Below are 20,659 nucleotides of genomic sequence, written 5' to 3' on the forward strand. Positions count from 1 at the left end.
GAAAAAATCCTTTTACAATCATTGGCAGTGCGTTATAATACAATCACCAGGTAGATAACAAACAAAAAAGTGAAATATTGTAATACCAGTCACACTCGGCTCATCATAGTTCTTTGAGCCGCTTATCACAACATAATAGATATCGGAGGTATGGTTATGGTCAAGAAGAAAATTTCCACAGCCCTCAGTGCAGCTTTAATCGTTTCTATGCTGGCTACTGGCCTAATAGTCACTATCCAAGGTAACACAACGTTAGAGGTAGCGAAGTCAGCAGGGGATAAAAAGGTTGAAGTTATTAAATGAAGGCAAGACGTTAATTAATTAACCTGCCGCGGGAAATGAACATATTCCTATTGAAGTCGCTATTTTAGCGGCTTTTTTTGTTTTATCGGTAAAATTGGGTTTAATACTAACGAATATTTTGTTGAACAAGTAAAGAGAAGTTTAGATGCAACCTTTTTTACATTTGTAAACCATTAGGTTTAAAGCAATAAAAAAATGATTAAGTCAACTTAAATAAAAAATTGTTTTTTTCTATAATCAATCATAAAATGTGCAAATGTAAACTAAAACAGATATATACATAAATAATAATGTTCATTTAAACAAAAATACTTTGACAAATGAAAACGAGTGGCTTATTTTGTTAATAAGGAATGCAAATTACTTTTTTAGATTTTAAATAGCCTTAAGGGAGCGTGAATAAAATTAAAAAAGTACATCTATCAGGTGAAAATAATATCAGCAAAGATCCAGAAAACTTTATTTATAAAAATGAATACCGACCGCAAATACATTATTCCCCTAAGGGAAATTGGATTAACGATCCTAACGGAATGGTTTATTACGAAGGAGAGTATCACCTTTTCTACCAATATACTCCCCATGATACGCAGCCTGACTTCGACAGAATGCATTGGGGACATGCAGTAAGTAATGATTTAGTACATTGGGATGAACTCCCACCAGCCATCTCACCTGGGGAAGATGGAGCGATCTTTTCGGGAAGTGCGGTAGTCGATAAGAACAATACAAGCGGATTCTTCAACGAAGCAGGATCAGGATTGGTTGCAATTTATACTAATAATGGTAACAACGCTCAACCCGGTAAACCGCAGGTTCAAAGCATCGCTTACAGTAAGGACAATGGTCGAACCTGGACAAAGTATGAAGGTAACCCTGTTTTATTCCCCACGGAGACGCTAGACTTTCGAGACCCAAAAGTATTCTGGCATGAAGAATCCTCAAACTGGGTAATGGTTCTTGCTGTAAGTGACCATGTAGAATTTTACACATCTTCGAATCTTAAGGATTGGTTTTTTGCAAGCGGTTTCGGTTCTGATATTCCAGGCATACATCGTGGGATTTTTGAATGTCCTGATGTTTTTAAACTCCAAGTGGATGAGGATCCTAATACCACTAAATGGATTCTGACACTAAGTATCGGAGATAGAAATGGCGTAAATCCAAACGATTCAGAACCACCCGCAGGCGGTTCTGGCATGATGTATTTTATAGGTCACTTTGATGGTAAGGTTTTTACACTAGATGAAACATTGGAATCATTCGATACAATCCAATGGATAGATTACGGATCTGACTTTTACGCGGCCGTGACCTGGGATGGTATACCGAATGAGGATGGGCGAAAGATTTGGGTCGGCTGGATGAATAATTGGCGTTATGCTTCCACTCTTCCTTCTAAAGAATGGCGTGGCCATATGTCCATCCCACGAGAGATTCAGCTCAGGACGTATTCGGAAGGACTTCGCTTAATTCAAGCACCCATAAGTGAGTTAAATCAACTTAGAAGATCAATTCTGTCTCTACAAGACATTACGATTAAACCAGATATGAACGTTTTGTCTGATGTTTCTGCTACAAAGATGGAAATTATTGCGGAATTCGAAATCGGTAATGCAATAGAATTTGGGTTCAAGGTGCGAAAGTCTTCCTCTTCCAACCAGGAGACAGTCATCGGATATAATGTCTTGAATGAGGAGTTGTTTGTCGATCGAACGAAGTCAAACGCTGTTGATTTCCATCCCGATTTTGCTACAAAACACAAGGCCCCTATGAAGCCAGAGCATAGACGGATACAGTTGAGCATCTATGTTGATTGGTCAAGTGTAGAGATCTTTGGCAACAATGGGACAACTATCATTTCAGACACGATTTTCCCCGACTTGGGAAGTAGAGGGCTGGAACTCTATGCCATTGGCGGAGAACTAAAGGTCGTGTCGCTTCAAATCAATGATCTCGTAAGCATTTGGGAAAATCAACCGAACTGAACTGGTTGTCCAAAACCAATTAAATTTGAACCAACTTCACAATATTATTAGAAAAGAGGGTATGGAATGAAAGATAAATCTAAATTCGCAATATGTCTTCTGATGGCAACGGGATTAGCTCTGACTTCAAACGGGATTTTTACATCTAAATCAATTGCGGCTAGTGCTGTACTTGCAGATCAGGAAACAAATAAACAGGCAAAGGAGGAGCTTGATATTTTTGAAAGCGCATCCAAATCAAATACCAATCTGATAGACTGGCAAGTGAAAGGAAAAGGAGGATTAGAGGATACTTCAGAAGGAATCTTGCTAACTTCACAGCCTAAAGAAAATGTAATGGCCATCTCAGAGACAGTGTCCGATGATTTTATCTATGAAGCTGATGTCATGATCAGGGATACGAAGGCGGATGCAACATTGTTGTTTCGATCTAATGAGGATGGCTTTAGCTCGTACATGCTGCAAATCGTTCCGGACGCAGGCCTGATTCGGTTAAGAGATGCAAGAAATGGAGATGGGAAATTAAAGGAGGAGCGTAAAGTTTCTGTTGAAATGGGGCAAATCTATCATCTCAAAGTGAAGGCAGTGGGTTCCTCGCTAAAAGTATATTGGGGCAATCAATATAAACCATTAATTGATGTTCAGGACATTTCGTATCAAAGCGGAAAGCTTGGACTCCATGTATGGGATGGATCCGCCTTGTTTTCGAACATCGTGGTGAGTGATCTGAAAGGTAATTTGGGGCCGGTGATTTCTAGCAAGGGAAAATGGCAACCTGATATCAACGGCAAAAGAGGGACGGTAGAACAGGGGAGCATAGCACAGCAAATCTATAACAAAGAGGCGACTGATATGGTCTATGAAGGGAATATTACCCTTCGTCCTGATTCTATTGCAGCTCTCGCATTTCGATCTTCAACCGATGGAGCTGAAGGATATGAAGCTACTCTTACGAAGGAAGGAGATCAGGTCCGTGTAAGTTTGACGAATACAAAAGGAACAGTAATTGCAAGTTCGCAACGTACTTATCCGAGTCAGATGGGAGCCAAACATCATGTGGAAATCAAGGCAAAGGGAGATCGAATTCAGGTCTTCCTGGACGGATACACTACGGCCGCGATTGACGTGAAAGATTCAACCTACAGGAGTGGAAGTACCGGAATCGTCGTAAAAAAGGGGACGGCTTACTTTCAGGATACTTATGTAACGGAACTGAGCCAATATTACAATGAGATATATCGTCCACAATATCATTACACGCCAATACGTGGTTCAGCGAGTGATCCGAATGGACTTGTCTACTTCGAAGGAGAATATCATCTCTTCCATCAGGATGGAGGAACATGGGCGCATGCGGTAAGTAAAGATATGCTGAACTGGAAACGGCTTCCGATTGCACTTCCCTGGAATGATCACGGACATGTCTGGTCTGGGTCGGCTATTGCGGATATGACAAATGCATCTGGTTTATTCGGAGATTCAGGAGGCAAGGGCCTTATTGCATATTATACTTCCTTTAACCCAGATAGCCCGAATGGGAACCAGCGTATAGGTCTGGCATACAGTAAAGACCAAGGTCGTACTTGGGAGTATTCGAAGGAACGCCCGATTGTGATCGAGAACCCGGGTAAGAGCGGAAATGAAGCTGGGAATTGGGATTTCCGCGATCCGAAAGTGATCCGTGATGATGAGAATAACCGCTGGGTTATGGTTGTGTCCGGAGGAGATCATATTCGTTTCTACACGTCAACGAACTTACTTGACTGGACATTGACAGATAATTGGGGATATGGGGATTACGTCCGCGGAGGCGTATGGGAATGCCCTGATTTGTTCCAGCTTCCGGTAGACGGAACGTCACAGAAGAAGTGGGTTATGATGATCAGTACAGGAGCGAATCCCAAAACAGGCGGATCAGATGCCGAGTATTTTATCGGTCATTTAACAGCTGATGGTAAATTCGTGAACGATAATCCGGCGGGTAAGGTACTAAGAACAGATTTTGGTAAAGAGTTTTACGCTTCGATGTCTTTCGCTAACATGCCTGATCATCGCACAGTGATGATGGCGTGGATGACGAATTGGGACTATCCGTTCGCTTTCCCAACGTCCAATTGGAAAGGTGAACTAACCATTCCGAGAGAAGTATCATTGGTAACAACCAAAGATGGAATTCGGATGACGCAAAGTCCAATCAAAGAATTGGAATCACTGCGTAAACCTTTGTACTCTGCTTCTAACAAGTCGGTGAGTCCTTCTTCCGGGAATCTGCTAAAAGGTATTATTTCAGGTGCTTACGAAATTGAAGCTGAAATTGAAATCCCTGAAACCAGCACAGCGACCGAGTTTGGCTTTAACATTCGTGAGGGTGCAAATCAGAAGACGGTCGTGGGTTATAAGGCAAGCGATAGTAATATGTTTGTGGACCGAACTGCATCCGGTGAAACGGATTTTTCTAACCTATTTAGTAAGAAACATGAAGCGCCTACGCAAATGGAGAATAATCGGATCAAGATGCGTATTCTTGTGGATGAATCTTCTGTTGAAGCCTTTGGTAACAACGGCAAAGTCGTCTTTTCAGATGTAATATTTCCGGATCCTGCTAGTAGAGCGATGAGTTTTTACGTGAAAGGTGGGAATGTGAACGTTGTTTCCTTGAAAGTGCATCAACTTCAATCTGTCTGGAATGAGGACATTCCTTCAAAAGCTCAAATAAAGATGGATACGAGGGTTCGGGAACTGGGGGTAGGCGAGTCGGATACACTGCAGGCGATGGTCGAGTATGGCCCAGGTCTAGGCGTTCAACCGCTGAAGTGGAGTTCCAGTAATAACGACGTAATAGCCATAGACTTGGTAGACAATTCACATGCAGTTATTAAGGCAAAAAAAGAAGGGGAGTCCACAGTCACTGTATCTACTCCGAATGGTAAAGCTTCCAGTAGTGTGCTCATTAAAGTCTCAGGTGGCGAGTTCCGGACAAACCTGAGTGGATGGACTAAAGATCTGTCTGCTGCTTCATGGTTAGTTAGTGAACATGGGATTCGTGGTAAGTATTTTAGCGATGCGAATTATATTGCCAAAGAGAAGGCTGGGAACTTTACGTATGAAGCAGACATGATGCTCGGTGAAACAGGAGGGGCAGGTTCTATTTTGTTCAGGGCTAGCGAAGATGGTCGCAGTGGTTATTATCTGAATCTAGACCCTAACATGAAGGCCATTCGTCTTTTCTATAAAATCAATGGAGGATTTGAAGAACGTCAGGTTCTTGCAAAAGTACCAACGTTCATTCAGCCAGGTCATACGTATAAGGTGAAAATAGAAGCGCATGGTCCGCATATTGTCGTTCACGTGGACAGTCAAAAAGTGATAGATATCATGGATGGTACTTTTGCAGAAGGCCACTTTGGACTCCATGTTTTTGGCGGCTCCGCATCTTATCAGAACGTCAATGTGAGCAACGGTGAACCTGCAAACATCACCAAGTCCAGTCTTATAAATGCCGCAACACAAAAATCCATTTATACCGTGAACCTTGTCAACGGGGAGCCGGTTACCTTGCAAGATACAAGTGCAGCTTCCGTCCAGAAGTGGGTATTTGTTCCGACAGGTGACGAAGAAGGTTCGTATTCGATTCGTACTACGGCCGGTCAGACGCTTGATCTGGATATAGGGCAAAACAAACTTCAGCTGTATCATTACTTAGGGTACAACAACCAGCGTTGGGTCCTTCACGAGAACAAAGACGGATCAGTTCATATTACTTCAGCTCATCATCAAAAAGCATTAGAGGTATCGGAAGATGGGACCGAACTCTTCTTAAGTGAACTGAATCCATCACTTGATCGACAAAAGTGGATATTAGCAAAATAATCAAAGTTTATTCCATAATGGCGTAACTAATAGATATTCCAATAAAGAAGTGTCGTGGGACAGGAACATGTTCAATTCAAGTCGCTATTATAGCGGCTTTTTTCTTTTAATCTTGTCCTAGCAGAGGTTCGATGGCTAGCGCTATGCGGATTCGTAAGCTTTCAGTTGGATCTTTGAGTTTCACACCCAGGATTTTTTCACACTTTTCCAGTCGATACACCACCGTATTTCGATGAACGAAAAGTTGCTTGGATGTTTCGACAAGCTGGCATTGTGTATCGTAAAAAGCGTTTAAGGTGCGCAGCAACTCTTTTTTTTCATGTTCGTCTGCAATCTGCAGCAGTCCGTTTAAGGTCGCGTCGTAAAATTGTTTCAGTTCGTTGTGGGGAAGCATGTGGAATAAATATCCGATGTCCTTGGCTTGGTAAGATTGGACGAATTGCTTTCGTTTTAGCCAGTAGCCGAATTGCAATGCATTAATCGCTTCTGTATAAGAATGACGAACGCCGAGTACATTTGTTGCAGGTTTGCCAATGCCGATAGACAGACTCAGTCCTGTCTCAACATGCAGCTCTTTAAGCATTCCTGACAACTGCTCGGTGATTTTTGCCTCATCCCACCCCGACTCAGGGATAGATAGAAGAAGACAGTAGGTATCATGTTTGGTAAACATGACGAAGGAATGATCTAACCCACCAAAAACACGTTTGATGTGCTCGTACTGCTCCTCTTGCTCCGTGATATTATCTCCTTTCGGAGGCGCCGAACCTTCGTAATTAGGAAATCTTTGATGCATGTGATGCACCTCGTCATTACGCATGGTCAGCAAGACGCTTGCACGCTCCTTGATAAGCCCACATCTCTTGCCGCGGTTCAGCGCCTCCTGCTCAGACGTGATATATCCCTCAATCAGATCGGAGAAAAATTCGTTTTTGTGCCTGCGGGAGCGCTCTTTGACAGCCTGTGATTTAGTCAACTCCATTCCAATGACGTTGGAGGCCTGCTCAAGCGTCAGACCGAAAAGCCCAGTCCATTGATCCGGTGAATGAAATGATAACAAATAGCCTTCGTGGCGGTAAGTTTTTACTGGATATACCAGCATGCAGCAACGCTCTCGGACTGATGGGTTGATGAAGCACAACGAAGTGGGACTAGAAATATCGGACAAGTCTTGAAGTGTATTTACAGCGGCTGCAGTGAGTTCAGCAACACTTGTATTCTGGCTGGAAGCAGAGATAGTTTGCCATTTGTAGTTTAATAGAACGACTGGGGATGAGAACAGTTTGGACAGAGAATCGATAATGCTGGAAATTCCTTTGCCGCGCATGATCATCTCGGAGAATTTTTTGTGGATGCTGAGTGCATATTGCAGTTCGTCACTCTTGTTATTCAGAATCACACTGGTCGATCGCTGCAAAATTTCGCCAAGGGATAGACGGACATCGGAAATTTCGATGATGGGAAATTCGTTCTGATCCGCTTCCCAAAGTATTTCATCAGGGATTGGTAGTTCAAAGCGCTTGGTTTTGATGGCCAACCCCGAGCACTGAAGACGCTGCATGTCCCTGATTAGTTGAATAAACATCTCTGGTTGCTGCTTCATGAAAAAGCCGTTGGTCAGCAAGAGCTCGTTCGGCCTTAGAAAGCGAATGATATCCGGACAGTCCATAATGTTGACCGTTTGAACCTCACGTACTAGCCCCTTATGCCCCGTAATCACTCTAGCATCATCGTAAATGCCGTTTTTCAGCAAATCTGTCAGCAGCACATCGACCCATCCCTTTCTGGAACAAGTTATTTTATTGTTAAGTAATATAACACTACGATCATGTGGAGTAAATATCTTTGGTTTGATCATCCAATATTGCTAATTATTTTTATCCTTTTCATCCAATGATTTCTCAGAAGGAGTGAATTATGCTTAAAGTGTTTCTTGCGTGTAATAAAAGCGTACATGAACGGAGGATGTAATGATTGATCTACTTATCACAGATACGGTGATTTCCGGGGATGAAAGGCGAATGGATGTCGGGATATCCTCAGGCAAGATTGCATTTGTCACGCCATGCGGGGAAAGGAAAACCGAAGCTTCTCGTGTAGTGCAAGGCAAAGGGGGCTTATTGCTACCCGGATTCGTCGAGCCGCATATTCATTTGGAAAAAGCATATTTGCTGGATTCCATGGATCGGGAGGCGGAGTCTCTCCAGGACGCGATTCAGATAACATCCAAACTGAAAAGTTCGTTCACAAGGGAGGACATGTATCGTCGCTCGCTGGTTGTCATTCGGGAAGCCGTCAGGAATGGTGTAACCCATATGCGTTGCCAAGCAGAGGTCGATCCGGTTCTTGGACTCAGAGCTGTCGAATCTGCTCTTCGTCTCAAACAATCCTTAAAACATCAACTGGATTTACAGGTAGTTGCCTTTCCGCAAGAAGGGGTGTTCAAGAGTCCGGGGACTGTTGAGCTGATGGAAGAGGCCGTTCGTATGGGAGCCGATGTGATTGGAGGAATCACTTATCAGGATGCAGACCTGGGGGAGCACTTGGATTTTGCATTTGGTCTGGCAGGGAAGTACGGAAAACCGTTGGATTTTCACGCGGATTTCTCGGTCGATTTCAACGACCGTGCCGTTGTGGAAATTGCAAAAAGGACCATTGCTGCAGGCATGCAGGGGCATGTAGCCGCCGGACATGTAACCTCGCTCGGTTCCCTCCCTGAACACGAAGCTTCGGCTATCGGGGAGCTTCTGTGTCTTGCCGGAATCAGCGTCATTACGCTGCCGATGACGGACCTCTTTTTGAATGGAAGAGAAGGTCCAGAAGGTTATCATAGAGGTCTGACTCCTGTGAAACTGCTCCAGGATTGTGGAGTGAATGTGGCAATTGGCGTCAATAATGTGCGCAACCCATTCACGCCGTTTGGCAAAACAGACCCGATTGAGGTTGCCTGGCTATTGGCGATTACTTCTTACATGGGCGGCAAACGGGATGCGCTCATCTTGACCAACATGCTGACTCATAACGCAGCACAGGCGTTAGGCATTGATAATTATGGCGTTAAGGTTGGCGCTCCGGCTGATATGGTATTGTTCCGAGAGCGGTCGGAGAGGGAAGTGCTGCTTAATAAACCGGAGGCCCGCACGGTTTGGAAATCGGGATTACAGGTAGCTTGTACTGACTCAAAACTTTTGGAATTACCGTGGTTGTCGGATGGGATGGAAACAATCTAATTATGAAGTAAGGGGATGGAGTTATGGAGAAAGGCTTAACACTCGTGAAAAATGTCAAATGGTCGGAAAACCTGTTTGATCTAACGATTGATCAAGCAACTGGACTTATTGTCAGCATTGAGACTGCCGGAACGGATGCGGATCTCACATCTGTAAATATTGCCGGTAGGGCGACAACCGTCATTGACGCGGATGGGCTGCACTATGTACCGCCAATGACAGATATGCATACCCATCTGGACAAGCATTTTATTGGGGAGCCGTGGAAGTCTTTGCAGCCGTTTGTCACGCTGCCCGGCCAGTTGGAATTTGAGAAAAGTATGTTGGGAGAACTACCGACCGGAGCGGGAGAACGTGCGAAACGAATGTTGGATTTAATGTTAGCCCAAGGTACAACGGCAATCCGCACACACGTTGACGTGGATCCGCAAATTGGTCTCTCTCATCTTGAGGAGGTCTTGGAAGTGCGCGAGATGTACCAAGGACGCATCGATATGGAAATTGTGGCATTTCCCCAGCAAGGCCTGCTTCGATCCGACTCCGTTTCCGTCATGCGGCAAGCGCTTCGTGCTGGAGCCAACTATGTTGGTGGTGTGGATCCGGCCGGATTGGACCGCCGAGTGGATGCCAGTCTGGAAGCCATGTTTGAACTTGCGACAGAATTCTCTGCTGGCATCGACTTGCATCTGCATGACCCGAGTCATCTCGGAATATACACGATCAGGAGCTTCGCCGAACTGACAGAACAAGCCGGTATACCCGGCCGTACCGCGGTAAGCCATGCCTATTGTTTGGGCCAGGTTGGGGAAACAGAGGTGCGCTCACTCGCGGAAAGGTTGTGTGCGACCGGCGTAGCCATCATGACGAGTGTGCCCATTGACAGGCCTATGCCCCCCATCAAACTGTTGATGGAAACGGGAGTGTCCGTTCATATCGGTTCCGATAACATTTTGGATTCGTGGAGTCCATTCGGAAATGGCGATATGCTCTCCCGTGGGTCACGTCTCGCTGAAGCATCCGGTTGGGTGGAGGACTTCTGGTTGCTAGAAACGTACAAGCTTATTTCCAATGCGCCATTAACTCCAAAAGTGGGTGAACAAGGCACTTTCTCGTTGGTAAATGCCATAAATGCGATGCATGCGTTGGCTGCAGCACCTCCACGCGAAGCTGTATTTTCGGGTGGTGTGCTTGTTGGTGGTCGAATGTTTCCCAACAGCAGACAGATGGCAGCCATCCATTCGTAACAATCTTTAATTATACATGAAGCAGCGCATCCTTTTTCAGGTGCGTTGCTTTTTGACATGAAAAGGCTGATCACAGGGCTTATAATACGTTGCTTAATGCAGTGAATGTGATAATACATAACATTAAAATTTAGACAGGCTTTTCTTTTGGTGTAATAATCCAAATTAAATCATTTTTTTTAGTGAATCACACCAATGACTGAGGCTTACTTACATCGTATTATTCATATAAGAACAATTTTGAGTCACATAAACTGACATTCATAGAATAGGAGGGATGTTGGAGGAGTTACACAAACCAAACATCATTGTTACGAACAGGGGGAGAGAGACATGCGTCGAGGTTTCCATGCAAACCGCATCCAAAACATCAGAAAGCATGGGCTGTTATTGGTCATGATTTTGCCAGGCATCGTCTATCTGTTCATCAACAATTACTTGCCCATGTTCGGCATTGTGATTGCGTTCAAAGATATCAATTTTGCAAAAGGAATCTGGGGAAGTGACTGGGTAGGCTTCGATAATTTCGCCTATCTGTTCCAAACGCAGGATGCTTGGGTGATTACCCGAAACACGTTACTTTACAACGGCGCATTTATCGTGCTTGGAACAGTGCTCTCTATAGCTGTGGCCGTATTGTTGAACGAGGTAAAAAAGCGATTTGCCTCCCGACTGTATCAAAGCATCATTTTGCTGCCCTATCTGATCTCGATGGTCATTGTCGCTTACTTGGTTCTGGCATTGCTCAACGAGGAAAACGGATTCGTCAACCATTACGTGCTTCCTTTACTGGGGATAGACCCCGTGTCGTGGTATGCGGATTCCGGTAAGTGGCCCTTTATATTAAGTGTCGTATATCTATGGAAAAACGTTGGTTATACATGCATTGTTTATCTTGCCTCAATCGTAGGCATCAGCCAAGAATATTATGAATCCGCTACGCTGGACGGAGCATCCAAGTGGAGGCAAGTCTGGAGCATTACCCTTCCTCTGCTTAAACCCACGATGGTCATTATGGTGCTTCTTGCAGTGGGACGCATCTTCAATTCCGATTTCGGATTGTTCTATCAGGTTCCGCTGAATTCGGGTGCACTGCAAACGACTACCGATGTCATTGACACATACGTTTATCGTGGATTGATGACTTTTGGGGATTTCGGAATGTCATCCGCTGCCGGACTGTACCAGTCCATTGTCGGTTTTCTGTTAGTATTAACGACCAATGCGATCGTTCGTCGCAAAAACCGGGATTTGGCGCTGTTTTAGCTAAGGGGGAGAACAACATGTATTCAAATAGGATATATCAAATGGCTGTTCACCTCGTGCTCATCATGATGGGAATCGCTGCAGTGTTTCCGTTTATACTTCTGATATCCGCTTCCCTAACCGAGGAACAAGCCATTATCAGGGATGGTTATCGTTTGTTCCCGGCTCAATTCAGCTTCGATGCTTATGTGTATCTGTTTAATCAGTATTCGTTGATTCTGCGGTCGTATGGAATTACGACGTTCATCACGGTCGTGGGCACGATCGTTGGATTGTTGATCACAACCCTGGTCGCTTATCCGCTATCCAGAAATGTGCTTCCATTTCGTTCGTTCCTGTCATTCTTCGTATTTTTCACCCTGCTTTTCAATGGGGGGCTGGTGCCGATGTACCTGGTTTATACGGATCTCTTCCATTTGAAAGATACCATCTGGTCGCTAATCATCCCGAATTTACTGACCAACGGGTTCTACATTTTGTTGATGCGCAGTTTCTTTTCCACATCAATTCCCGGCGAAGTCGTGGAGTCAGCCTATGTGGATGGAGCCAACGAATGGGTTATTTATTGCAAAATCGTTCTCCCGCTTGCTCTCCCAAGCCTGGCAACCATTGGTCTGATGCTCATGATCTCGTATTGGAACGATTGGTTTAACGGTCTGATCTTCATCAATGACGGAAGCCTCTACAGCATTCAAAACCTGCTTAATCGAATGTTGTCTGATGTCCAGTACTTGCAGCAAAGCAGTTTGTCTGGTCAGACAGCAGTTGTCTCATCCGTACCTCTCGGCAGTGTGAGAATGGCTATTGCCGTAATCGGCGTGTTGCCGCTGATCGCAGCGTATCCGTTTTTCCAGAAGTTCTTCGTCAAGGGATTGACTATTGGTGCCGTAAAAGGTTAGTTATGCTTCGTATCCAAGATGTCTTATCCAAAAGCAAACATGGGGAGTGAATGAAGATGTTCAGAAAAAGATTGCCTGTGGGTTTCATAAAGGTAATGTCCTTAATTTGTGCGGCCCCTCTATTGTTGACGGCATGCGGAAACCCAGACAGTAAGGAGGGGGCAGAACTTGGAAAAGCTTCAGCAACAGACATGTATGAAGTGGTCATGACGTATCCAGCTTTTGGGGATGTAACAGATGTTAAGGAAATTCAGGAAGCCATCACTGATATTACAGCGGAAAAGGTAGGCGCCACCGTGAAGCTTTTACCTGTTAATGGATCGAACTATGCCAATCAAATGAACTTGATGCTGGCGGGCAGCGAGAAACTGGATCTGGTGTATACCAGCGTTTGGTTCGGCCTTGAATCCCAAATCGGCAGGGGACAGTTACTGCCCATGGACGAATCGTTGAATGAATTTGGTAAAAAGATACTGGAGGCTGTTCCGGAGGAAGCCGCAGAAGCCGGGAAGATGAATGGCGAAACATATGGCGTTCTCAGCATTAAAGCTTGGGCACTTTCCCCCAGTTTTGTGATGGACAAAGAGCTTGCTGATAAACATGCTATTGACCTTAGCGCCATAAAAACCTGGAATGATATCTCTGCTGTATTGCAGCTTATCAAGGACAAGGAGCCTGGTGTCACGCCGATTGTCAGCTATAACTCACAGGAAACACCCGGACAAGCCATGCTGAATTTTGATCCATTGGGAACAGTACCTGGCGTACTGGATTTTGGCGGGGAGGACTTCACCTTGCAGAACCTTTTTGCGACTTCGCGGTTCTCCACAATGGCTGACCTGATGCGTGATTGGTATCAAAAAGGTTATTTCAGCAAAGATGTCGCAACGTCACAGGAAACGGGCTCCAATCTGATCAAGGCAGGCAAAGCCTTCTCGTATATCCGGAATATCAATGAATGTTACTCGGAATCACTTGCGGCTGGGACTGAACTTGTATGCGTCCCCCTTGAGGATTCGTATATGACACGAAATAGCGTAGCTTCCAACATGATGTCTTTGGCAAGGAACAGTGAGCAGCCGGATAAGGCGATTCAAGTATTGGAACTGTTTTACTCGGACGAAGCAGTCATTAATCTGTTTACGAATGGGATCGAAGGCAAGCATTATGTTAAACGGGATAATGACCTAATCGGCAAGCCGGATGGCGTTACTGCAACAGGATACGATTCAAACCAATATGCCGTGGGGAACAATTTCCTGTCCTATATATGGGAAGGGAACGATCCTGACATGTGGGAGCACTTGAGGGGCGAAAATGAGAGTGCCGTAAAATCAAGGGCGATGGGTTTCAGCTTCGACATCAATCCGGTCAAAACACAAATTACCTCGGTGGCCAACGTCCAAAACCAGTATGATGCAGGCTTTCAGACAGGAACTTTTGACCCGTCAGAACTGGGTGCTTATCTCGACAAACTAAAGAATGCAGGCGTAGAGAAAATATTGACGGAAAAGCAAAACCAGTTAAACCAGTGGCTTGAAAATAAATAGAAGGAGCTGATCACGCATGTTTAATCCTGTCATTGATGTTCACCACCATATCATCTCTAAAGAAATGCAACGAAAGCAGCGGGAGCTGGGAATGGAGATTCCAAGTTTTATGCCGAAGTGGACGCCCGAGATCGGGATGCAAAAAATGGATGTATGTGACATCTCGTTTTCATTCCTTTCAGCCCCGTCAGACCTGACGTTCATCGACCAATCTTCTGCCAACGCATTGGCACGTAAAATGAATGAAGAGCTCGCATCGTATGCTCAACTTCATCCTGAGCGGTATGGTGCATTTGCAACGCTTCCACTCCCCGATCCCGCAGCAGCCATGGAAGAAACCTTGTATGCACTTGATGTTCTTGGGATGGATGGTGTTGCAATGCTGACAAGTTATCAGGGTAAATATTTAAGCCATCCGGATTACACCGAATTGTTAACCGAATTGGATCGACGCAGTGCTGTTGTGTTTCTACATCCCATCCTTATACCACAAAAAATCGCTGGGCTTAGTCCTGCATTGCTTGAGGGCACCTTCGATACAACGCGGGCTGTCACTACGATGGCTGTTCATCGCATTTTCGACCAATATCCATCCATTACGTTCATTCTTCCCCATACAGGGGGCATGGTTCCGTATATCAAATGGAGAATTGCGCTTGCCGCTATCGGACAAGATTCGATTCAGGTTGAAACAACACCGGAACAATTTCAAGCTGAAATAGCCAAACTGGACCACCTTTATTATGATTCCACGTTGAACCTCGGCACGATCCAAAAGTTGATTGCGCCTGATCGGATTCTGTTCGGAGCGGACATACCTTGGCCAGCGGACAGCGTCCTTCGGATACAACGGGAGTCGGTATTCCATGAAGCACAGCAGATCAGCGAAGAAAACGCGAAAGCGATCGCTTATGGCAATGCCTTTCGTCTATTTCCCCGCATTTCTAAGCTTTTTGATATAGAGAAAAAGTTAATTTAAAGTGTTAGGAACCGATAACTCAACATTACAAAACAATAGTTTAATCTGTCATGACAATGTAACAACAAAACAATCGTTCTTGAAACGGTTGTTTTGTTGTTAACACCCATTAGTTACATTCTGGTTCCTATCTAATAAAAAGGTGCCTACTTTTCAAGTAGTATGAGACATTTTAAGATTAAACGAAAGGTGGTTAAACAGAGGGCGTATGTAATGAACAAAAGTTATATGCAACGTTGCTTTGACGTAATAGAGATCATCCCGAAGGAGTTGCAGAGAATATAGATCGCACCATTACTTTGTAGAAGATATGCATAGTGTGATCGTCAAATTAACCGATTAAGTGGGAGATTCATTGAAAGTAATTGAGGGGATGGTAGCGCCATGCCAATTGAAATCAAAGACATTGTAGTGTTTTAATGAGTAAGCTTCAAGATCATAGTTTTTAATCTAAGTATTCTTCGAGTTGCTGACGAGTTGAAGACATTAACTGGCGAAACCATCTTTATCGGTGTCTTGAGTGATGATTCCGTTCTTGCCACGCATATTATTCCAGGTAGTTTTCCGACAAGGACACATTATGAAAAAGGAGAAAAATTGCCTGTTATTAAAACGGCGGTGGGAAGATATATCTTAGCCTTTCAATCACCTGAAATTCAGGAGCAAAATCGGGTTTTGCGGTAGATAACGAGGAAGCCGATCAAGGAGCAAAGAAAACAGAATAACCCTTCTCAGAAATGAGGTGGGTATCCTGTTTATAAATGTTGGCATTTTAAAGTGCCCTCAATCATCATGGAGAGCCTTTTTTTGGGGGAGTAGTATAGTTTAGTGTTAATCATCTGAACTAGTGAGTAGAAATTTTCCGATAATATTCTCGTTGCTATCGTACAAGTTTATATACTTATCGAATTTTGGTTCATTCATACTCTGAATTGCTTCTTCGGGAGTTTGTGGCAAATCTTGATTCATATCTGAAGTCTTGATGTAACCTTCAGTTCCGTCTACACCAAAAGCCTTAACTAGATCTAATTCTGTTTCATCATGATAAATAAATGAACCATATGTTTGACCGTTATCATTGATTTTTATTTCCATTTGATCTTTAGAGGGACTAGTATCGGCAGATGCAGCTCCCCAGCCATAAACTCCTATTCCAATCCCTAAAGCACAAGTCACACCAACTGTAATTAATTTTAGTGATTTTGTTTTCATTAGAATATCCTCCTAATGTTGAATGAATGGTGTTTTAGAACCACCGTCATATTCATACTTACCAGACTGTCAAACGGCAAACACTGCCTCAGTTTCGTAATCCCCAGATCCTTAACCCCAGTCGAATCTATTAAATTACTCAATTTCAAATTAATGTAACATTTAATGTCGTAATTGTAAACCATTTTTAGGTTATTTAGATTCTTATGTAACCACGGAAAATTCACTGGCATATTCAGTCGCAATAGAGGGCAACCGGAGGAAGGAACAAATCCTTTTACAATCATTGTCAGTACGGTTATAATACAATCACCCGATGGATTACCCAACAAAGTTAAATATTGTAATTAGACACTGGAGGTATGGTTATGGTCAAGAAGAAAATGTCCAAAGCCCTCAGCGCAGCTTTAATCGTTTCTATGCTGGCTACTGGCGTGATAGTCGCTATCCAAGGTAAAACAACGTTAGAGGCATCATCAGGTGATAAAAAGGTTGAAGTAATTAAAGCACAAGCGTGACCTTACTATGAAGAAGCTTAGGTGCGACTATATCGTCCCAATTAGGGCATATTGAGCACCTGATGCGAAAACCTCAGCTCGGTTAACCGAGCTGAGGTTTTTTCATTATCATTATGAATTGATGTCGAGGGACAAGATCATGGTGCGCAATTACCAATTATACATTGGCACCTCGTGCAGGTACCTGGGCAATTTTACGATGGCATTCAGCCACCACTTGGCATGCCTTACGGATGGATTCGATTTCATAATCACTTTTTAAAATGATCATGTTCGTATCAGGCCTCATTCGTAATAGCTTGCATAGCGAGTCGGGCGAGTCCGGTGCAAAAGTAGGAGGGCACGGCGACGTCCAGGATTTGTTCTTTGCGCTACATACGTATGAGCTCATTTTGTTCTTTAGTACGGATGGACGTGAGGACCTTCTTTTATTAGTACTACATATTTGTCCATATAAAGACAGTAACGCATGGAGCGGAGAAACGAACAAGATCTGTTGTGTTCGATGAAATGAAGAATTAGACCGTAATCATAAAGTTGTAGACCGGGTACAGGCGTTAAGCTAACTGGGAACATGAGATCAATAAAACGAAAAAGGCAGTCGACCAACGTGATCGGCTACTTTTGTTCACAGTTTGTCATGTCAGCTAGAAACCGTTACGATGTGTTATATGGAATTTATCTTTGTGGCTCAATCAGTTATAGAAAAGAGAAAGGACAAGCGGCATGATACAAAGAGAAGGGAATGTAGCTTGGAACGCCAACTCAGAATATATATGGTGAGCAACGGGACTTGTTTAAGGAATTAAGCAAAAAAGATGAGTTATCTGTACTTCAGAGAGATCCAAAACTTATCTTAGTTGAACTATATTTTATAAGGAGACACGTAAGATGGAATTAAAATTTAGGGAAAAGGCTCTGTTATTTTATTTGATCGAGGCTAGATACAATGATTTGGAGTTACGAGAGGAGCAAGTATATCAGGAAATTGAAGATCTATACTTTAAATTTAAAGATGAGTTAGAAAGAGAATATGGGGAAGACTGGCGAGAAATTTAAAGCAAGGAGGTACCCAAGAAAATGATTTATTGGAGTATGCAGACATTAGAGGTTTGGAAACAAGCTCAAGAAACAGGTTACTTGGAGGGAAGCTCTGAACACTTAATGTTTCCAAAACAATACATATGGATGATGGAACAAATGAAAACAAGATTACCTAATTATAAAGGTGAGTATTCAATCTGGCTATGGATCAAAAAGCCGGATATGAGATCTACCGGACATTTTGAGGGAGGAACTAAATGCGTAAGATTGACCATTGATCTCAAGGAGACAGATGTACTAATATCAGATCTTGATAGATGGAACCTGGTACTGAACAATGGATTTTGCTCTGATAATGAACATGAAGAAGATGAGTTTAATAAGGGGATACTAGAAATGACGAAAGAAGAAAGTTGGGAGCGGATTTTTGATTTAAATCGAGCGGTTGATGTTAATTGGACAGGTAATGGTGCATGGCTTCAGGGAACTACGGGACGAATCTACTTAGAAAAAGTGAAGAGAGTAGAGCAATATATTAGTCGTAAATCAAAGTTATACTAATAACAATTATAACAATAAGGTAAATAAGACATATCATGACCTCTTTTCAAATGTTGTTGGGGGAACATTGAAAAATCCTTCCCTTTAATCGTTACTTACAATTCCAAGTTAGGATATGGCCAATAGCCTAAATGTGTGAGGGCTAAAGTCATTAATCTGGTGGTTTAGTACTCTAAACTCATCATTCATAATGTCAGAGAATATAGTTGATAAGCATTATCATTCATGATATATTGTTAACCAGTAAACTAAATATAAGAATTTATTTAGAATAACTCTATTTTTAAAAGAATATTTTTGTTTACAAGTAAATAAGGAGCGATCAAAGAATGATCTCAAAAGATCGAACAAAACAGTTGCTTTATGACCAATTTATCCGTTTTTTACATGTGTATGAGAACCACAAGGATACAGAAATCGAGCATTTCCTAAGTATCGCCCAGCGTGAAAGCATCGAGAAAATCCCTCAGCATTTGACCGCGGTTCATATGATAGATTGCATAGGCAAGCATGAGCCCATTAACAACACGGGTATTGCCGAGGCGATGAACTTGTCCAAAGCAAGTATCACCAAAATTGGCAACAAACTGCTCGAGGAAGGATTCGTCAAACGTACGAAAATGAACGACAACAAAAAGGAGAGCTATTTCCGGTTGTCACCGCAAGGCAAAAAAATCTTTGAATTGCATGAACGTCTGCATATACATGAGGCTGAGCGCTTCTATCGTACTCTTGACAAATATTCGGAAACGGAGCTAAAAGTAATCCATCAATTTCTACAAGACAGCAGTATAAATATTGAATCCAGATAGAACAAAGGAGAGTGAAGCATATGAGTCTGGCGGAATTGATCAGGGAGCGCAGGAGTATTCGTAAATGTAACTCTACGCCGGTGGACCAGGAGTTGGTTGTTGAACTACTGCGTAAGGCTATACGGCTTCAACCATTTGTTGAGTCTGGCTCATGGCGTGTAGTGTATGCCGGAACGCCAGAAGCACGCAAACGGTTGGTGGATTGCATGCTGGAACAGATGTCACAAAGCAAGCTCGGCAAGCTGATTCCTGGGAAACTTCTGGATGTTTTTAAAAAGAGATTTACCGATATTCCTGCGCACGTCATTGTTATGTCGACTGTAGGACCGAATCGTCTGACCAATGACCGTAATTATGCGGCTGCCTGTGGGGTGATGCAGAGCTTCCAACTGCTGGGCTGGGAACGAGGGTTAGGAATGTTGTGGGATACAGAGTCCATGATTCAGCATGAAGGGTTCTTCAATGGAATTGGCTTACGTGAGGATGAAAGATTTGTTGGTATTCTTCATATAGGATATTACGACAAAGCGCCAAGAAGTCGGAAAAGGACACCAGCCGAGCAGAAGTGGACCGTATTGCGAGGACAGTCTACATAGAAGAGGAGGATATGAAAATGAAATTGTCAGATTTGGAAGGAGACATGGACGGACCGAGTGAGTTTTTGGATCAACCGGTATCGCAGGATCTAATCCTTGAGTTACTCAATCATGCCGTATGGGCGCCAAATGATGGCCTCCGAGAGCCGTGGCGATTTATCTTTGCTGATAACCGGTATGGGGACATCATGCAGGGATTACAGAACCAGGCTCCTGCGTATCTTCTGGTCTTGGTGAAGGAAGAGGCGGATCAATATAAGCGGGAAGAGGACTTTGCAGCTGTCTGTTGCCTAATTCAGAATTTCCGCTTGCTGGCTCATGAGCAAAGTCTGGGTGTGCACTGTACCTTACATGACTGGATGTACGACCCGAGCCGTACTGAAATGTTTGGTGTACTGAGTAACGAGCGTATTGCTGCGGTTCTGGAATTGGGTTACGGTGCACATCAGTGGAAAGGAAATACGAAGTTACCTGAGACTCAACTTCATTTTGAACTGCTGTAAGGTGGGGACGATGGGATGAGACTCCAAATGGAAAACCTCGGCTCGTCATCGTCTTGAGCCGCTTATTACATAATAAATATAGGA

Annotated in this window: 18 protein-coding genes; 16 read left to right on the forward strand and 2 right to left on the reverse strand. The window is 43.5% G+C overall.

The genetic code is table 11. The features are described 5' to 3' along the window. Positions 1-156: 156 nt before the first annotated feature. The 3 genes from NSQ20_RS17400 to NSQ20_RS17410 all read left to right on the forward strand — a co-directional run bounded on the left by NSQ20_RS17400 (position 157) and on the right by NSQ20_RS17410 (position 6,161). A complete protein-coding gene (locus NSQ20_RS17400) occupies positions 157-303 on the forward strand; it encodes a hypothetical protein (RefSeq protein ID WP_200868520.1) in 147 nt (48 codons plus the stop codon). Positions 304-698: 395 nt separating this feature from the next. Then, positions 699-2,291 carry a glycoside hydrolase family 32 protein gene (locus NSQ20_RS17405; protein ID WP_076317774.1) on the forward strand — a complete coding sequence of 531 codons (1,593 nt, stop codon included), beginning with the start codon at positions 699-701 and terminating at the stop codon, positions 2,289-2,291. Positions 2,292-2,357: 66 nt separating this feature from the next. Continuing rightward, positions 2,358-6,161 carry a GH32 C-terminal domain-containing protein gene (locus NSQ20_RS17410; RefSeq protein ID WP_340030411.1) on the forward strand — a complete coding sequence of 1,268 codons (3,804 nt, stop codon included), beginning with the start codon at positions 2,358-2,360 and terminating at the stop codon, positions 6,159-6,161. Positions 6,162-6,267: 106 nt separating this feature from the next. On the opposite strand, the gene NSQ20_RS17415 is transcribed toward NSQ20_RS17410, so the two are convergent. Continuing rightward, complete coding sequence (locus tag NSQ20_RS17415) at positions 6,268-7,929, reverse strand: PucR family transcriptional regulator ligand-binding domain-containing protein (RefSeq protein WP_339193465.1); 1,662 nt, start codon at positions 7,927-7,929, stop codon at positions 6,268-6,270. Between the two features lie 202 nt (positions 7,930-8,131). On the opposite strand from NSQ20_RS17415, the gene NSQ20_RS17420 reads away from it, so the two are divergent. From NSQ20_RS17420 to NSQ20_RS17450, 7 genes are all read left to right on the forward strand, one after another. After that, positions 8,132-9,391: an amidohydrolase family protein gene (locus NSQ20_RS17420; protein ID WP_051447392.1), complete on the forward strand. Its 1,260-nt coding sequence runs from the start codon at positions 8,132-8,134 to the stop codon at positions 9,389-9,391. 23 nt (positions 9,392-9,414) lie between these two features. Next, positions 9,415-10,635, forward strand: a complete 1,221-nt coding sequence (locus NSQ20_RS17425; RefSeq protein WP_036615378.1) for an amidohydrolase family protein — start codon at positions 9,415-9,417, stop codon at positions 10,633-10,635. Between the two features lie 333 nt (positions 10,636-10,968). Then, the gene (locus tag NSQ20_RS17430) at positions 10,969-11,901 is read left to right on the forward strand and encodes an ABC transporter permease subunit (RefSeq protein ID WP_036615375.1); all 933 of its coding nucleotides are present in this window, start codon (positions 10,969-10,971) and stop codon (positions 11,899-11,901) included. Between the two features lie 17 nt (positions 11,902-11,918). Further along, a complete protein-coding gene (locus NSQ20_RS17435) occupies positions 11,919-12,800 on the forward strand; it encodes a carbohydrate ABC transporter permease (RefSeq protein WP_339193470.1) in 882 nt (293 codons plus the stop codon). Between the two features lie 56 nt (positions 12,801-12,856). Further along, positions 12,857-14,350 carry an ABC transporter substrate-binding protein gene (locus NSQ20_RS17440; protein ID WP_340030412.1) on the forward strand — a complete coding sequence of 498 codons (1,494 nt, stop codon included), beginning with the start codon at positions 12,857-12,859 and terminating at the stop codon, positions 14,348-14,350. 16 nt (positions 14,351-14,366) lie between these two features. Beyond that, positions 14,367-15,329: an amidohydrolase family protein gene (locus tag NSQ20_RS17445; RefSeq protein WP_036615371.1), complete on the forward strand. Its 963-nt coding sequence runs from the start codon at positions 14,367-14,369 to the stop codon at positions 15,327-15,329. Between the two features lie 477 nt (positions 15,330-15,806). Beyond that, positions 15,807-16,013, forward strand: a complete 207-nt coding sequence (locus NSQ20_RS17450; protein WP_339193474.1) for a hypothetical protein — start codon at positions 15,807-15,809, stop codon at positions 16,011-16,013. Positions 16,014-16,160: 147 nt separating this feature from the next. Here NSQ20_RS17450 and NSQ20_RS17455 read toward each other — a convergent pair whose 3' ends face one another. Further along, entirely contained in the window at positions 16,161-16,541 is a 381-nt protein-coding gene (locus NSQ20_RS17455; RefSeq protein ID WP_076327486.1) for a hypothetical protein, read from the reverse strand. A gap of 368 nt (positions 16,542-16,909) precedes the next feature. Between NSQ20_RS17455 and NSQ20_RS17460 the strand changes: the two genes are divergently transcribed. The 6 genes from NSQ20_RS17460 (at position 16,910) to NSQ20_RS17485 (ending at position 20,575) form a co-directional block, all read left to right on the forward strand. Further along, complete coding sequence (locus NSQ20_RS17460; protein WP_179086457.1) at positions 16,910-17,059, forward strand: hypothetical protein; 150 nt, start codon at positions 16,910-16,912, stop codon at positions 17,057-17,059. Between the two features lie 891 nt (positions 17,060-17,950). Then, positions 17,951-18,118 carry a hypothetical protein gene (locus NSQ20_RS17465; RefSeq protein ID WP_155985137.1) on the forward strand — a complete coding sequence of 56 codons (168 nt, stop codon included), beginning with the start codon at positions 17,951-17,953 and terminating at the stop codon, positions 18,116-18,118. Positions 18,119-18,139: 21 nt separating this feature from the next. Continuing rightward, positions 18,140-18,664, forward strand: a complete 525-nt coding sequence (locus NSQ20_RS17470; RefSeq protein WP_340029327.1) for a DUF3841 domain-containing protein — start codon at positions 18,140-18,142, stop codon at positions 18,662-18,664. 329 nt (positions 18,665-18,993) lie between these two features. Then, positions 18,994-19,476, forward strand: coding sequence for a MarR family transcriptional regulator (locus NSQ20_RS17475; RefSeq protein WP_017688279.1), 483 nt, complete (start codon positions 18,994-18,996; stop codon positions 19,474-19,476). A gap of 20 nt (positions 19,477-19,496) precedes the next feature. Then, on the forward strand, positions 19,497-20,072 hold the full coding sequence (locus tag NSQ20_RS17480; protein ID WP_340029326.1) for a nitroreductase: 576 nt from the start codon (positions 19,497-19,499) through the stop codon (positions 20,070-20,072). A gap of 17 nt (positions 20,073-20,089) precedes the next feature. Then, complete coding sequence (locus NSQ20_RS17485) at positions 20,090-20,575, forward strand: nitroreductase family protein (protein WP_340030413.1); 486 nt, start codon at positions 20,090-20,092, stop codon at positions 20,573-20,575. The last annotated feature ends 84 nt before the right edge of the window (positions 20,576-20,659 follow it).

Origin of the sequence: Paenibacillus sp. FSL K6-1122, from assembly GCF_037977015.1 — a bacterium.
In the GTDB taxonomy this organism is placed as follows: domain Bacteria; phylum Bacillota; class Bacilli; order Paenibacillales; family Paenibacillaceae; genus Paenibacillus; species Paenibacillus amylolyticus.